14 protein-coding genes are annotated in these 12,631 nt (G+C 70.6%); 13 read left to right on the top strand and 1 reads right to left on the bottom strand.

Going from position 1 to position 12,631, the window contains the following annotated elements; all coding sequences use genetic code 11:
- From A5673_RS15550 to A5673_RS15525, 6 genes are all read left to right on the top strand, one after another.
- Nucleotides 1–597: transposase (locus tag A5673_RS15550; protein WP_156748103.1), on the top strand; the 597-nt coding region annotated here is incomplete at its 5' end.
- 14 nt (nucleotides 598–611) lie between these two features.
- Nucleotides 612–2,228, top strand: a complete 1,617-nt coding sequence (locus A5673_RS15545) for an ABC transporter substrate-binding protein (protein ID WP_068233903.1) — start codon at nucleotides 612–614, stop codon at nucleotides 2,226–2,228.
- Between the two features lies 1 nt (nucleotide 2,229).
- On the top strand, nucleotides 2,230–3,156 hold the full coding sequence (locus tag A5673_RS15540) for an ABC transporter permease (protein ID WP_068233900.1): 927 nt from the start codon (nucleotides 2,230–2,232) through the stop codon (nucleotides 3,154–3,156).
- Nucleotides 3,149–4,024, top strand: coding sequence for an ABC transporter permease (locus A5673_RS15535; RefSeq protein WP_068233897.1), 876 nt, complete (start codon nucleotides 3,149–3,151; stop codon nucleotides 4,022–4,024). Before A5673_RS15540 ends, A5673_RS15535 begins: the two co-directional genes overlap by 8 nt.
- Nucleotides 4,021–5,634 carry an ABC transporter ATP-binding protein gene (locus A5673_RS15530; RefSeq protein ID WP_068233895.1) on the top strand — a complete coding sequence of 538 codons (1,614 nt, stop codon included), beginning with the start codon at nucleotides 4,021–4,023 and terminating at the stop codon, nucleotides 5,632–5,634. The genes A5673_RS15535 and A5673_RS15530 overlap by 4 nt, the downstream gene beginning before the upstream one ends.
- A 44-nt stretch (nucleotides 5,635–5,678) precedes the next feature.
- A complete protein-coding gene (locus tag A5673_RS15525; protein ID WP_068233892.1) occupies nucleotides 5,679–6,449 on the top strand; it encodes an oxidoreductase in 771 nt (256 codons plus the stop codon).
- A gap of 430 nt (nucleotides 6,450–6,879) precedes the next feature.
- Here the strand turns inward: A5673_RS15525 and A5673_RS15520 are convergent, their stop codons facing one another.
- Nucleotides 6,880–7,737, bottom strand: coding sequence for an HAD-IB family hydrolase (locus A5673_RS15520; protein ID WP_068233890.1), 858 nt, complete (start codon nucleotides 7,735–7,737; stop codon nucleotides 6,880–6,882).
- 492 nt (nucleotides 7,738–8,229) lie between these two features.
- On the opposite strand from A5673_RS15520, the gene ssd reads away from it, so the two are divergent.
- The 7 genes from ssd to A5673_RS15485 form a co-directional block, all read left to right on the top strand.
- Nucleotides 8,230–9,279: a septum site-determining protein Ssd gene (ssd, locus tag A5673_RS15515; protein WP_068233909.1), complete on the top strand. Its 1,050-nt coding sequence runs from the start codon at nucleotides 8,230–8,232 to the stop codon at nucleotides 9,277–9,279.
- Nucleotides 9,276–10,439, top strand: coding sequence for a TadA family conjugal transfer-associated ATPase (locus A5673_RS15510; protein WP_068233887.1), 1,164 nt, complete (start codon nucleotides 9,276–9,278; stop codon nucleotides 10,437–10,439). Before ssd ends, A5673_RS15510 begins: the two co-directional genes overlap by 4 nt.
- On the top strand, nucleotides 10,436–11,236 hold the full coding sequence (locus A5673_RS15505) for a type II secretion system F family protein (protein WP_068233884.1): 801 nt from the start codon (nucleotides 10,436–10,438) through the stop codon (nucleotides 11,234–11,236). Before A5673_RS15510 ends, A5673_RS15505 begins: the two co-directional genes overlap by 4 nt.
- Nucleotides 11,233–11,826 (top strand): type II secretion system F family protein, encoded by a 594-nt coding sequence (locus A5673_RS15500; RefSeq protein ID WP_068233881.1) that lies wholly within the window; start codon nucleotides 11,233–11,235, stop codon nucleotides 11,824–11,826. Before A5673_RS15505 ends, A5673_RS15500 begins: the two co-directional genes overlap by 4 nt.
- Before the next feature lie 18 nt (nucleotides 11,827–11,844).
- Nucleotides 11,845–12,045 (top strand): DUF4244 domain-containing protein, encoded by a 201-nt coding sequence (locus A5673_RS15495; RefSeq protein WP_068233878.1) that lies wholly within the window; start codon nucleotides 11,845–11,847, stop codon nucleotides 12,043–12,045.
- Nucleotides 12,046–12,086: 41 nt separating this feature from the next.
- Nucleotides 12,087–12,362, top strand: a complete 276-nt coding sequence (locus tag A5673_RS15490) for a TadE family type IV pilus minor pilin (RefSeq protein ID WP_369806488.1) — start codon at nucleotides 12,087–12,089, stop codon at nucleotides 12,360–12,362.
- 31 nt (nucleotides 12,363–12,393) lie between these two features.
- Nucleotides 12,394–12,631: Rv3654c family TadE-like protein (locus A5673_RS15485; protein ID WP_068233875.1), on the top strand; the 238-nt coding region annotated here is incomplete at its 3' end.

Here is a 12,631-nt window from a genome sequence, read left to right as displayed (position 1 = left end):
GTGCACGAGCTCGACCCCGAACGCGCGCCTAAGGCTCGTTCGCTGGATTCGGCCAAGCATCGTCGTAGTCTCGGTGACTGGTTGGCCACGGTGCCCGGGCTGGTCGCTGAGTTGGCTCGCGAGGAGTTGGCCGACATCACTCGACTCACCGAGACTATCGACACCTTGGCCCAGCGCATCGGACAGCGAGTACGCCTCGTCGCCCCGGCCTTGCTCGCTCTTCCGGGCTGCGCGGAGCTGACGGCGGCCAAACTGGTCGGCGAAACCGCCGGAGCGATCCGCTTCAAAAGCGCTGCCGCCTATGCCCGCCATGCCGGGGTGGCGCCTGTCCCGGTGTGGTCGGGGAACACCGCAGGCCGCGTGCGGATGACCCGCTCGGGCAACCGCCAACTCAACGCCGCCCTGCACCGCATCGCAGTCACCCAGATCCGCCTAGAGGGACTGGGGCAGGTCTACTACCGACGCCGCATCGCCGCGGGCGATTCCAAGACCGAGGCGCTGCGCTGCCTCAAACGCCGCTTAGCCCGCATTGTCTTCGGCCACCTTCAAACCGACGAACAAACCCGCCAAAAGCCTTGCCAACCGGCAGCGGCTTGACATAGGAGAAACGCATGCGTCCGATGCGGGCCGCGCTGGCCGTCCTCGCCGCCGGGACGCTGGCGGCCGGGTCGCTGTCCGGTTGCGGCGGCGGCGTCTTGAGCCCCGATCTGGTGCTGGTCAATGGCGGGGAACCGCCCTACCCACTGGTCCCGACCAGCACCAACGACAGCAACGGCGGCCGGATCATCGACCGGCTCTTCGCCGGCCTGGTGTCCTACGACGCCGCCGGGCATCCCGCAAACGAGGTGGCCCAGTCGATCGAGACGACCGACAACGTCAACTACCGCGTCGTCCTCAAACCCGGCTGGAAGTTCACCGACGGCTCCCCGGTGACGGCCCACTCGTTCGTCGACGCATGGAACTACGGTGCCATGAGCGCCAACGCCCAACTGCAGCAAAGCTTTTTCAGCCCGATCGACGGGTTCGACGAGGTCGCCGGCAGTGACGCGAAGCGAAGCACCATGTCCGGGCTGCGGGTGGTCAACGATCTCGAGTTCAGCGTGCGCCTGGCGGCGCCGACCATCGACTTCGTGTTGCGGCTGGGCCACAGCGCGTTCTATCCGTTGCCGGACGCCGCATTTCGCGACATGGCCGCGTTCGGCCGCAACCCTTTTGGTGACGGCCCGTACCGGCTCGCCGACAGCGCCGACGGGCCGGCGTGGGAGCACAATGTCAAGATCGACCTGCGGCCCAACCCGGACTACCACGGCAACCGGAAACCGCACAACAAGGGCTTGCGGTTCGAGTTCTATGCCAACCTCGACACCGCCTACGCCGACCTGCTCTCGGGCAATCTCGATGTGCTGGATACGATTCCGCCGAGCGCGCTGCCGGTCTACAAACGCGATCTCGGGGACAATGTCACCAGCGGGCCCGTGGCCGTCAAGCACAGCCTCGACACGCCGCTGCGGTTGCCGCACTTCGGCGGCGAGGAAGGGCGCCTGCGCAGGCTCGCGCTGTCGGCTGCCGTCAACCGTGAGCAGATCTGCCGGAGGATCTTCATGGGCACCCGCACACCGTCGCGCGATTTCACCGCCCGGTCGTTGCCGGGCTTCGAGCCGAACCTGCCGGGCAACGATGTCCTGAATTTCGATCCCGAACGCGCGCGGCAACTCTGGGCGCAAGCCAACGCCATCTCGGCGTGGGGTGGCCAGTACGCCATCGCCTACAACGCCGACGCCGGAAACCAGGAATGGGTGGACGCGGTGGCCAACAGCATCAAGAACGTGCTGGGCATCGACGCCGTCGGCGCTCCGCAGCCGACCTTCGCCGGGTTTCGCACCCAGATCACCAACCACACCATCGCGACCGCGTTCCGCGCCGCGTGGCAGGGGGACTACCCGTCCATGATCGAGTTCCTCGCCCCGCTGTTCGCCACCGGCGCGGGATCCAACGACGTCGGCTACGCCAATCCCGAATTCGACGCGGCGCTGGCGGCGGCCGAGTCCGCCCCCACCATTGCGCAGTCAGATACTTTGGCGAACGCCGCGCAGCGAATCCTGTTCCACGACATGCCCGTAGTCCCGCTGTGGGACAACATCGGCGTGGTGGGGTGGTCGGCGGAGGTCAAGAACGTCACGGTCACCTGGAACGGTCTGCCCGACTACGAGAACATCGTGAAGGGCTGAGATGGGCTGGTACATCGCGCGGCGAATCGCCATCATGGTGCCGGTCTTCCTCGGCGCCACGCTGCTGATCTACGGCATGGTCTTCCTGCTGCCCGGCGACCCGGTCGCGGCGATGGCCGGGGACCGGCCGCTGACCCCCGCGGTGGCCGCCGCGCTGCGCGCCCGCTACCACCTCGACGATCCGTTCATCCTGCAGTACCTGCGCTATTTGGGTGGCATCCTGCACGGCGACCTGGGCCGCTCCTATTCCGGACTGCCGGTCAGTGCCGTTCTGGCCCACGCCTTTCCCGTGACCGTGCGGCTGGCGCTGATCGCGGTGGCGGTGGAAACGGTGTTCGGGATCGGCTTCGGGGTGGTGGCGGGCCTGCGCGAGGGCGGCATCTTCGATGCCACGGTGCTGATCGCCGGCCTCGTCATCATCGCCATCCCGATATTCGTTCTGGGCTTTGTCGCGCAATTCGTGTTCGGCGTCCGGCTGGGAATCGCGCCCGTCACCGTGGGCGAGCGGGCGACCTTCGCGCGGTTGCTGCTGCCCGGGATCGTGCTGGGCGCAGTGTCATTCGCGTATGTGGTCCGGCTGACCCGATCCGCGGTCGCCGCCAACGCCCACGCCGACTACGTCCGCACCGCGACCGCGAAGGGGCTCTCGCGGCGACGGGTCGTGACGGTGCACATCCTGCGGAACTCGCTGATCCCGGTGGTGACTTTCCTCGGCGCCGACCTGGGGTCGCTGATGGGCGGGGCCATCGTGACCGAGGGCATCTTCAACATCCACGGTGTCGGCGGCGTCTTGTATCAGGCCGTCACCAGGCAGGAGGCGCCCACCGTCGTCTCGATCGTCACGGTGCTGGTGGTCGTCTACCTGGTCGCCAACCTGGCGGTGGACCTGCTGTACGCCGCCCTCGACCCCCGGATCCGTTATGGCTGAACGCAGCACCGTTCGGCACGGTTTCTGGCGGGATACCTGGCGCACGCTGCGCCGGCGTCCCAAGTTCGTCGTCGCCGCCGCGCTGATCGCGCTGATCGTGGTCGTCGCGTTGGTCCCCGGGCTGTTCACCGGCATCGACCCCAACTACGCCGATCCGAGCCAGAGCCTGCTTCCGCCGTCGGCCCCGCACTGGTTTGGCACCGACCTGCAGGGCCACGACATCTACGCGCGAACCGTGTACGGGGCGCGGGCCTCGCTGACCGTCGGGCTCGGGGCAACCCTGCTCGTGTTCGTCGTCGGCGGCGCGCTGGGCGCACTGGCCGGCTTCTACGGCGGCTGGGTCGACGCCGTGGTCTCGCGCATCACCGACGTGTTTTTCGGCCTGCCCCTGCTGCTGGCCGCCATCGTGATCATGGGCGTGATGCACCATCGACGGGTGTGGACGGTGGTCGCCATCCTCGCGCTGTTCGGCTGGCCGCAGGTGGCCAGGGTTGCCCGAGGTGCGGTGCTCGGGGTGCGGGCCACCGACTATGTGCTCGCCGCGAAAGCCCTGGGGCTGAACAGCTTCCAGAACCTGGTTCGGCATGTGCTGCCCAACGCCCTGGGCCCGGTCTTCGCGGTGTGCACCCTGGCCTTCGGCGTGTTCATCGTCACCGAGGCGTCGCTGTCCTACCTCGGCGTCGGACTGCCGCCGTCGGTGGTGTCCTGGGGTGGCGACATCAACCTGGCGCAGAGCCGGCTGCGGTCGGGCTCGCCCATCCTGTTCTACCCGGCCGGCGCGCTGGCGCTTACGGTGCTCGCGTTCATGATGATGGGTGACGCCCTGCGTGACGCCTTGGACCCCGGCTCGCGGGCGCGGCGCGCATGAGTGCCCCGGACCCGCCGCTGCTGTCGGTCGAGGGCCTGGAGGTCAGGTTCGGCGGCGATCCGCCCGTGGTGTGCGGCGTGGATCTGACGGTGCGTCCCGGGCAGACCGTCGCGGTGGTCGGCGAATCGGGATCGGGAAAATCGACGACGGCCGCCGCGATCCTCGGGCTGCTGCAGCCCGGTGGGCGAATTTCCGCCGGGCGCATCGCGTTCGACGGGCGAGACATCACCCGCGCCGGCCGCCGGCAGCTGCGGTCGATCCGGGGGCGCGGCATCGGCTACGTCCCCCAGGATCCGATGACCAACCTCAACCCGGTCTGGAAGGTCGGGTTTCAGATCCGGGAAGCGTTGCGGGCCAACACCGATACCCGCGACGCGCGACGGCGGGCGCTCCAGCTGCTCGCCGAGGCGGGCATGCCGGATCCGGTCCAACAGGCCGCCCGGTATCCCCATCAGCTCTCCGGGGGCATGTGCCAACGCGCGCTGATCGCCATCGGCCTGGCCGGGCGGCCGAAGCTGCTCATCGCCGACGAGCCGACCTCCGCCCTCGACGTCACCGTGCAACGGCAGGTGCTGGATCATCTGCAGGCGCTGACGGCCGAACTCGGAACCGCGCTGCTGTTGATCACCCACGACCTGGCGTTGGCCGCCGAACGGGCCGAGTCCCTGATCGTCGTCCATCGCGGACTGGTGGTGGAATCCGGTGCGGCGCAGTCGATCCTGCGGCAGCCGCAACACGAGTACACCCAACGATTGGTGGCCGCCGCCCCGTCGTTGACGCCGAGTCCGTCCGGGCCCCGGACGCGCACCCCGAACGAGCCGTCCGACGACCTCCTCGTCGCCTCCGGGCTGACCAAGGTCTACCGCGAGTCGCGCGGAGCGCCTTGGCGCCGCACCGAATTCCGCGCCGTCGATGACGTGTCGTTTCGGCTGCGACGGGCGAGCACGTTGGCGATCGCGGGAGAGTCGGGGTCGGGAAAATCGACGTTGGCGCGGATGGTGCTGGGTCTGCTGTCAGCCACGTCGGGCACCGTGGTCTTCGACGGGACCCCCATCAACGACTCGATGGACCGCGAGCGGGCGCTGGCGTTTCGGCGGCGCGTGCAGCCGGTGTTCCAGAACCCTTACAGCAGTTTGGATCCCAGGTATTCGGTTTTCCGGGCCGTCGAGGAGCCGTTGCGCATCCACCGGGTGGGCGACCGCTCGCAGCGCGAGCGCGCCGTGCGCGAGCTCGTCGAGCACGTGGCGCTGTCGTCCTCGGTGCTGGGGCGGCTGCCGCGCGAACTGTCGGGCGGTCAACGGCAACGGGTCGCGATCGCGCGGGCGCTGGCGCTGCGGCCCGACGTCCTGGTGTGCGACGAGGCCGTCTCGGCGCTCGACGTGCTGGTGCAGGCGCAGATACTGGACCTGCTGGCCGACCTGCAGGCCGAACTGGGGCTGACGTACCTGTTCATCAGCCATGACCTGGCGGTGATCCGGCAGATCGCCGACGACGTCCTGGTGATGCGCGCCGGTCGGGTGATCGAGCAGGCGCCCACCGAGGAACTGTTCACCCGGCCCACCCACGACTACACGCGCCGGTTGTTGGAGGCCATTCCCCGGCCGTCCTGAGGCCAGCGGGATGCCGTCGGCGCCGCCCCGATAGGTTGCAAGCCGTGACGTCTGACCCGCTGGCCCCGCTGCTGGATCTCCCCGGCGTCGCCGAGGCCAGCGACCGGGCCCGCGACGCGCTGGGTCGCGCCCACCGCCATCCGGCCAACCTGCGGCGGTGGCCGGTGACCGCCGCCGAAGCGGCGCTGCGGGCGGCGCGCGCGTCGTCGGTGCTCGACGGCGGTCCCGTGCGGCTGGACGACCTCGCCGAGGCCGACTTGCCGAACAAGGGGGTCAGCGACCCGGTGTTCGGCGGGGCGCTGCGCGTGGCCCAGGAACTCGAGGGCGGGGGAGGGCCCCTGGTCGGAATATGGCGGCGGGCACCGTTGCAGGCGCTGGCCCGTCTGCACGCGCTCGCAGCGGCCGATCAGGTCGATGACGATCGGCTGGGCCGCCCGCGGGCCGACGCCGAAGTGGGGCCGCGGCTGGAGTTGCTGGCCGAGTTGGTGACCGGCCGCACGTCGGCGCCGGCGCCGGTGGTGGCCGCGGTCGCGCACGGGGAGTTGCTGACGCTCAGGCCATTTGGTAGCGCGGACGGCGTCGTCGCGCGCGCGGTGTCGCGGCTGGTGACGATCGCCAGCGGGTTGGACCCGCACGGATTGGGGGTGCCCGAGGTGAGTTGGATGCGGCAGCCCGCCGACTACCGCGGTGCCGCGGAGGGATTCGCCGAGGGCACACCCGACGGCGTCGGTGCCTGGTTGGTGCTGTGCTGCCGGGCGCTGCAAGCCGGTGCGCAGGAGGCTCTGTCGATAGCCGAGACGCTCGCGAATCGGTAGCCGACGGGCCTCGAACCGGCGCAAAAGAATTTGTTTCACAAATGTAAAGCGGGCGACGTTCCGAAATATTCGGTCCGCCGCCCGCTAGCACGGAACTCGGTTACCAAGCGTGCATTTCTGGGCTGCGTGGGTTGGCCTCGGCGATCTTGCGACGCTTCCGGTTGCAACCCCACCCAAAGGGCCGTCGATACCATCCACTTTTCGCAATTACGCAGGCCCGCAACACTTCTGCCATTATCGCGGCTATGACTCCGCGTGGGTGCCGGGTTCCATGCTGGGCGCCCGACTCGGGAGAACGATCCTTCTCTTCCGGATCGACCTAGGCCTCACCGGGCTTCCGTGGTTCCTTTGTACTACTAGACCCGAACCACATCAAGGCCCAAATGCGAAGCAAAAATTTAACGCGCGAATGGCATGTTTGCTGCCACGCCTAAAACGCGTAGCGGCGCAGCAATGAGTAGGTGACCGCGCCGGCGGCGAGCGCCGTGACGCCCACCGCGGCGGTGGTCGCGATCGCCGCGCCCGACGGCGCGGGAAGCCGGTCGCGCAGCGACACCGGGCGGGAAAACATCAGCACGGGCCAGCCCCGCTCGACCGCTTCTTTACGCAAAGCGCGGTCCGGATTGACCACGCTCGGGTGGCCGACGGTCTCGAGCATCGGCAGATCCGTGATCGAGTCGGAGTAGGCGTAGCAGTGTTCGAGGGGATAGCCCTCGCGCGCGGCCAGCTCGCGGATCGCTTGCACCTTGCCCTCGCCGTAGCAGTAGAACGCGATCTCGCCGGTGTACTTGCCGTTGTCGACGACCATCCGGGTCGCCATCGCGTGCGTGGCCCCGAGCGCCCGGGCGATGGGCGCCACGATTTCCTCGCCGGACGCCGAGACCACGACGACGTCGCGGCCGCACAACTTGTGGGCGGCGATGAGGTCCGCGGCTTCGGCGAACACCAGCGGGGTCACGATGTCGTGCAGCGTTTCGTTGACGATCGACTTGACCTGTTCCACGTCCCAGCCGGCGACCATGTTCGTCATGTGGATGCGCATCCGGTCCATCTGGTCATGATCAGCACCGGAGAGCAGATAGATGAACTGCGCGTAGCTGGACTTGAGCACGGTGCGGCGGTTGAGCAGTCCCTGGTTGAAAAAGGGTTTGCTGAAAGCCAGCGTGCTGGACTTGGCGATGATGGTCTTGTCGAGGTCGAAGAAGGCGGCGGTGCGGGCGCTGGGACCGGTAGTTGCAGCTGTTTCCTGTGAGGTTTGCTGCCGTGCGGCCGAGTCGAATACGGTCACCGACCCAGCATAGGTCGGCCGTCCGGCGGCGCCGTGGAGTTAGGCCGAAAACAGCCGCTCATCGCGCCCGAAAGAACATACCGTCGGTATTTTTGCGGCTCAACGCACCTTTCGCCAGAACAACTACTTGCGTTAGTGCGGACTGTCATGTGTATAGTAAGCATTACTCGGCCTGAGCCGAGGGTGCATCAGCCCGACCCCCCGGGGCTGATACACGACGACCCTCGCCTCCTCCCCCCCTGGCGGGGGTCGTCCCTTTTCTGGGGTAAGTTTTCCGGCCCGGTCGGGCATCGTCCCGTCGGCCGCCGCGCGTTGCGGGAATCGCGTTTCCGGACCCGCCCGCTAGCTTGGCGGCGGGGCGTTTGTACACACCGGCGTCTCTATCCACAAATCCGGCTTTGGGACTGGTGTGCCAAGGTCACGGCCCCGCAGGGTGGGTGGATGACCAGCACCACGGGCACCACAGCGGCGGGGTCCGCGGCCGTATTGGCGATGGTGACCGGCCCGCAACTGCGCGACGAGACGGACCGGGTGGCCGCGGCGGTCGGCGTTCGGGTGGTGCACGTCGGTGCCTCCGCGGTGAGCCGCAAGACGTGGTCGGCGGCCGCGGCGGTGGTGCTGGACGAGGCGGCGGCCCAGCGATGCGGGCAGCTGGCGCTGCCGCGGCGGGCCCACGTCAGCGTCGTGACCCTCGCCCACCCCGCGACACCGACCTGGGCGGCGGCCGTCGCCGTCGGCGCCCAGCGCGTGTTGACGCTGCCCGAGCACGAGCGTGAATTGGTCCGCGAGCTCGCCGAGGCCGGTGAATCGGCGCGTGACGACGGGCCGCGTGGCCAGGTCGTGGCCGTGGTCGGTGGTTGCGGCGGGGCCGGCGCGTCTTCTTTCGCGATCGCCGTGGCGCAAGCCGCCGGCGACGCGCTCCTGGTCGACCTCGACCCGTGGGGCGGCGGCATCGATTTGCTGGTGGGCGGTGAGGGTGCGCCCGGCCTGCGTTGGCCCGAGCTGGCGTTGGAGGGCGGCCGGCTGAACTGGCCGGCGGTGCGCGAGGCGTTGCCCCGACACCGCGGGATCAGCTTTCTGTCCGGGACCCGCCACGGCTACGAGCCGGGCGGCGCGCCGGTCGACGCCGTGGTCGACGCCGGCCGCCGCGGTGGAGTCGCCGTCGTCTGCGACCTTCCGCGGCGCCTCACCGATGCGACCCACGCGGCGCTGGACGCGGCCGATCTCGTCGTGGTGGTCAGCCGCTGTGACGTGCGGGCGTGCGCGGCGACCGCGGCCATGGCTCCCGTGCTGGCCGCGGTCAATCCCAATCTCGGGCTCGTCGTGCGCGGCCCCTCGCCCGGGGGTCTGCGGGCGACCGAGGTCGCCGACATCGCCGGCCTGCCGCTCGTCGCGTCCGTCAGAGCCCAGCCGCAACTCGCCCGGCAGTCCGAACACGGTGGCCTGCGGCTGGGGCGGCGCTGTCCCCTCATGGTGGCCGCCCGCCGGGTGCTGGCGGTGCTGCCGTCGGCCGGGTCGGCGCGAAACGGCAGGGCGGCGTGAGCGGCTCGCTGATCGACCGGGTGCGCGAGCGGCTGGCATCAGAAGCCGCCCCGCTGCGTCCCGGCGTGGTGGCCGCCGCGATCCGTGCCGAGTCCGGCGGAATGCTCGGCGATACCGAGGTCCTCGCCAATCTTCGGGTGTTGGAAACCGAGTTGACCGGCGCCGGCATCCTCGAACCGTTGTTGTGCGCGGACGGCACCACCGACGTGTTGGTCACGGCGCCCGACGCCGTGTGGGTCGACGACGGAAACGGATTGCGGCGCAGCAGCGTTCGATTCGCCGACGAGGCGGCGGTGCGGCGGTTGGCGCAGCGGCTGGCCTTGGCCGCCGGTCGGCGTCTTGACGACGCGCAGCCCTGGGTGGACGGCCAGCTGACCGGCATCGGTTCCGGGGGTTTCGCGGTGCGGCTGCACGCGGTGCTGCCGCCCATCGCGGCCGGCGGCACCTGCCTGTCGCTGCGCGTATTGCGGCCGGCCACGCAGGATTTGGCCGCCCTCACCGCGGCCGGCGCGATCGACCCGCGAGCCGGCGCGTTGATCGCCGACATCATCGCCGCCCGGCTGGCCTTCCTCGTGTGCGGCGGCACCGGGGCCGGCAAGACGACCTTGCTGGCGGCGATGCTGGGCGCCGTGGCCCCTGCCGAGCGGATCGTGTGCGTCGAGGATGCCGCCGAGCTGGACCCCCGGCACCCGCATCTGGTCAAGCTCGTCGCACGGCGCGCCAACGTCGAAGGCGTCGGCGAGGTTGCGCTGCGCGAACTCGTCCGGCAGGCGTTGCGGATGCGACCCGACCGCATCGTCGTCGGGGAGGTCAGGGGCGCCGAGGTGGTCGACCTGCTGGCCGCGCTGAACACCGGCCACGACGGCGGCGCGGGCACGGTGCATGCCAACAGTCCCGGCGAGGTTCCCGCCCGGCTGGAGGCGCTGGGCGCCCTCGGCGGCCTCGGCCGCGCGGCATTGCACAGCCAGCTCGCCGCGGCGGTTCAGGTGCTCCTGCACGTCGCACGGGACCGGACCGGCCGGCGCCGGCTCGCCGAGCTTGCCGTGTTGCGCCACGTCGACGGGCAGGTCCGCGCGGTCACGGTGTGGCACGCGGGCCGAGGCCTGACCGACGATGCGGGTGATCTGCATCGGCTGCTGCGAAGCCGGAGCTCGGCATGACTGCCTTCACGATCGCCGCCCTGCTGTTATCCCTGGCGTTGCTGGCTCTTCCGCCGCCACCGCGGCACCGGGTGGCCGGCCCGGCGCGCGCTCGCCGGACGCCCGTCGTCGGTCGCGGCGGATCGGCTTGCTTCGCCGCGTGCGCCGTCGTGGCCGTCGCCGCCCTGCTGCCTGCGACGGCGGTGCTTGCGATTGGGGTGGTGGGCGCGACCACGAGCCTGCGCTACCGCCGTCGCCGACGCGCCCGGCGCGCCGCGGCTGAGGGTGCGACCCTGGAAGCGGCCCTCGAGGTCCTGGTCGGCGAGCTGCGCGTGGGCGCTCATCCGGTGCGCGCGTTTCACGTCGCCGCGGGGGAAAGCGATGGGGCGGTCGCCGGGTCGCTGCGCGCGGTCGCGTCGCGGGCCAGGTTGGGCGCCGACGTCGCGGGCGGCCTGCGCGCCGCGGCGCGCTCGTCGACCCTGCCCGAGCAGTGGGAGCGACTGGCGGTGTGCTGGCAACTGGCCGGCGACCACGGGCTGGCGATAGCCACGCTGATGCGTGCCGCGCAGCGCGATATCGCGGAGCGGCAACGCTTTTCGGCGCGCGTGACGTCGAGCATGGCCGGGGCACGCGCCACCGCGACGATACTGGCCGGCCTGCCGGCGCTCGGCATGTTGCTGGGCCAGCTGATCGGGGCTCGGCCGCTGAGCCTTTTGCTCGGCGGGCACACCGGCGGCTGGCTGCTGGTCGTCGGGTCCACACTGGCCTGCGGCGGGCTGTTGTGGTCGGACCGCATCACCGACCGGCTCGCGACGTGAATACCGCTGCGGCGCTGCTGGCCGCCGCGGTATGGGTCAGCCCAGGACCGTCGCTGGTGCGGGCGCGCGCGGGAGTGCCTCACCGGCGGCGGCAGGCGGCGTCTGCGAGGCCGCGAAATAGTCGGGATCCGCTGGCGGCTGCAGCCGCCCTCGATGTGCTGGCCGTGTGCCTGGAGGCCGGCATGGCGGTATCGACGGCCGCGGCGGCGACCGCCCCCTCCGCACCACCGCAGCTGGCCGCGGTGTTGCGCCGCGCCGCCGACCTGCTGGCGCTGGGTGCGGATCCCGCTGTGGCATGGTCGATTCCGGCGGATCATGTAACCGGCGCGCCCGGGGCGCACATCGATGCGCTGCTGCGGCTGGCGCGGCGCTCGGCGTCCTCGGGCTCGGCCCTGGCCCGCGGTGTCGCCGAACTGGCAGACCAATCCCGCCAGGACGCCGCGCATGCCGCCACGGCGGCCGCCGAGCGCGCCGGCGTTCTGATCGCCGGACCGCTGGGCCTCTGCTTCCTGCCGGCTTTCGTGTGCCTGGGCATCGTGCCGGTGGTGGTGGGGCTGGCGGGCGATGTCTTGCAATCGGGCCTGCTGTGAAACGAAGGGAAGGCATTGATGGTCAACGTGTTCCGCGTCCTGCTGGCGCGTCTCGCCGTGCTGGCGACCGACGAGTCGGGCATGTCCACCGTCGAGTACGCGATCGGCACGATAGCCGCGGCCGCGTTCGGCGCGATCCTCTACACCGTCGTCACCGGCGATTCCATCGTCTCGGCGCTGACCAACATCATCGGCCGCGCGCTCAACACGAAGGTTTAGCGGGTTGTGCCGGGTCGAGCACCGTCGAGGCGGCGCTGGCGATCGCCGCGTTGGTCGTGGTGCTGGTGCTGTGCCTGGCCGGCGTCACCGCGGTGTCGATGCAGGTGCGCTGCGTCGACGCCGCACGCGAGGTGGCCCGGCTGGCCGCCCGCGGCGACGAACGTTCGGCGCTCGAGGCCGCACGCCGCGTTGCGCCGGTCGGGGCGCGGGTGCAAGTGCGCCGGGACGGCGATTTCCTGGTGGCGACGGTCGTCGCCCGATCGAAGCTATTGCCGTCCTTGGACATTGCGGCCACGGCGGTCTCGGCGGCCGAATGACCGGGGCTCGGCGACGGTTCTCGCCGCGGCGATGGTGGTGGCGCTGCTGTCGGTCACCGGCGCGGGCGCCTATGTCGGCTCGGCGGTGCTGGCGCGTCATCGCGCGCAGGCCGCGGCCGACCTGGCCGCGCTGGCGGGCGCCGCCCGGCTGCCGGCTGGAGCCGCGGCGGCCTGCGACCGGGCGACGGCGGTGGCGCGCGAAATGCACGCGGGCACTGTCGACTGCGCGGTGGATGGTCTCGACGTCGTCGTCGCGGTCCAAGTGCCGG

It is taken from the genome of Mycobacterium sp. E3198 (assembly GCF_001667015.1).
GTDB lineage: Bacteria > Actinomycetota > Actinomycetes > Mycobacteriales > Mycobacteriaceae > Mycobacterium.
This window is presented reverse-complemented; position numbering and strand designations above follow the sequence as displayed.

Bases quoted from the DNA above. Each gene is read 5' to 3' on its own strand.
- A5673_RS15545 (WP_068233903.1), top strand. From the start codon at position 612: ATGCGTCCGATGCGGGCCGCGCTGGCCGTCCTCGCCGCCGGGACGCTG.
- A5673_RS15540 (WP_068233900.1), top strand. From the start codon at position 2,230: ATGGGCTGGTACATCGCGCGGCGAATCGCCATCATGGTGCCGGTCTTC.
- A5673_RS15535 (WP_068233897.1), top strand. From the start codon at position 3,149: ATGGCTGAACGCAGCACCGTTCGGCACGGTTTCTGGCGGGATACCTGG.
- A5673_RS15530 (WP_068233895.1), top strand. From the start codon at position 4,021: ATGAGTGCCCCGGACCCGCCGCTGCTGTCGGTCGAGGGCCTGGAGGTC.
- ssd (WP_068233909.1), top strand. From the start codon at position 8,230: ATGGTGACCGGCCCGCAACTGCGCGACGAGACGGACCGGGTGGCCGCG.
- A5673_RS15505 (WP_068233884.1), top strand. From the start codon at position 10,436: ATGACTGCCTTCACGATCGCCGCCCTGCTGTTATCCCTGGCGTTGCTG.
- A5673_RS15495 (WP_068233878.1), top strand. From the start codon at position 11,845: ATGGTCAACGTGTTCCGCGTCCTGCTGGCGCGTCTCGCCGTGCTGGCG.